Raw genomic sequence first — 1,543 nt, forward strand, 5'->3', positions numbered from 1 at the left:
GCCGCATCACCGCCGATGGGCAGATGGCGGCCTACACGGCGGACTCGCCGTACGGGATCGTCGCCGGTTCGGACGGTGCCATGTGGTTCACACAGCTGCAGAGCGGGAAGATCGGGCGCATCGGGATGGACGGGGCGCGGGCGGAGTTCGAGGTGCCGGTGGAGGGCGGCATGCCGGCCTTCATCACGGCGGGGCCGGACGACGCCCTGTGGTTCACGCTCAACCAGGGCAACGCCGTCGGTCGGATCTCGCTGAAGGGGGAGGTGGTGGTGTATCCGCTTCCCACGGAGGGCGCCGGGCCGGTGGGGATCACGTGCGGGCCGGATGAGGCGTTGTGGTTCGTTGAGATCGGTGCCGGTCAGGTGGGGCGGATCGACGTGTCGGGGAAGATCGAGGAATTCCCGCTTCCCGACCGGGAGTCACGACCGCATGCGATCGTCGCGGGTCCCGACGGCGCACTGTGGTTCACCGAGTGGGGCGCCGACCGCGTCGGGCGCATCACCACCGACTTCATCATCGAAGAGCATCCGCTGCCGCGACTGCCGGACGAAGGGGCGACGGGAGAGGGTGACGGTGTCCGGAAGGCCGAGCCTCATGGGTTGACGGTGGGGCCTGACGGGGCGATCTGGGTGGCCCTGGAAGCCGGCGCCCTGGCTCGCCTCGGCTGACCGAGCGGGGCTGGGAAGCCGGCGACCTGGTCCGCCCCCAACACGAAGAAGCCGCCATCCCCACGGGGGGAGGGCGGCGGTTCCGTTCGGCCTTAGACGTCCATGCACCACATCCAACCGTGGCCCGAGATCCAGCAGCGGTACCACTCGTTGGGCATGGCCTGAGCAGGTGCGCTCGTCATCCCGATGGTGATGACGGTGGTCACGGCGAGAAGGGCCAGCGCCAGGGCTCGGCTGGCACCGCGGGACATGGACGACATACGAGTTCTCATGGGCATCATGCAACACGCCGCTTCTTGGAATCCTCTTGAGCCTGACTGGTCCCATCTGTGCCCGGGCCAAGTCGGCGCGGTGCACGTGCATGGAGCTGTCCTGTCGGCTTGGGCCGATAGGTGCTGGTGTGCCGGCTGGGCCCGCACGTGTCGGCCTGGAGGCGGACTTCGTGCTGAACGGTCTGTGGCTGCGGACCGCACGGTGCACGTGCGCAGCGGGGTCTGCGCAAGCGGGTCGGTAGGTGCCTCTGTGTCGGTTGCGCCTGCACATGCGGGGCCGGGCCCGCGTCGAGCTCCGGGTTACGCTGCCGCGATGGCGCATGCCCGGGGACCGCGGCGCGCGGACCCGGGGGCCCGGGTGGCATGGGCGGCGGCGGGCGGAGTTGACTAGGGGCATGCATGCCATCATCGTCTCCGCCCAGGGCGGTCCAGAGGTTCTCGAGTACGCCGAGCGTCCCGACCCGGTTCCCGGTGACGGCGAGGTCGTGGTCGACGTCGCCGCCAGCGGCGTCAACTTCATCGACATCTACCACCGCTCCGGCGCCTACCCGCTCCCCCTCCCCACGACGATCGGGTCCGAGGGGGCGGGGACCGTGTCGGCCG

General features: G+C 70.1%; 3 protein-coding genes. 2 read left to right on the plus strand and 1 reads right to left on the minus strand.

Annotated features, from left to right (window positions below; genetic code table 11):
- The coding region (locus tag ETD86_RS54290; protein WP_138674379.1) for a Vgb family protein at positions 1-668 on the plus strand (668 nt) is incomplete at its 5' end.
- A 92-nt stretch (positions 669-760) separates the two neighbouring features.
- On the opposite strand, the gene ETD86_RS54295 is transcribed toward ETD86_RS54290, so the two are convergent.
- The gene (locus ETD86_RS54295) at positions 761-940 is read right to left on the minus strand and encodes a hypothetical protein (protein WP_138674380.1); all 180 of its coding nucleotides are present in this window, start codon (positions 938-940) and stop codon (positions 761-763) included.
- 395 nt (positions 941-1,335) lie between these two features.
- Here ETD86_RS54295 and ETD86_RS54300 point away from each other — a divergent pair.
- On the plus strand, positions 1,336-1,543 hold a 208-nt coding region (locus tag ETD86_RS54300), incomplete at its 3' end, for an alcohol dehydrogenase catalytic domain-containing protein (RefSeq protein ID WP_170223815.1).

This window comes from Nonomuraea turkmeniaca (assembly GCF_005889735.1).
GTDB lineage: Bacteria > Actinomycetota > Actinomycetes > Streptosporangiales > Streptosporangiaceae > Nonomuraea > Nonomuraea turkmeniaca.

Excerpts from the sequence above, each read along its gene's own strand:
- ETD86_RS54295 (WP_138674380.1), bottom strand. The coding sequence starts at position 940 with ATGAGAACTCGTATGTCGTCCATGTCCCGCGGTGCCAGCCGAGCCCTG.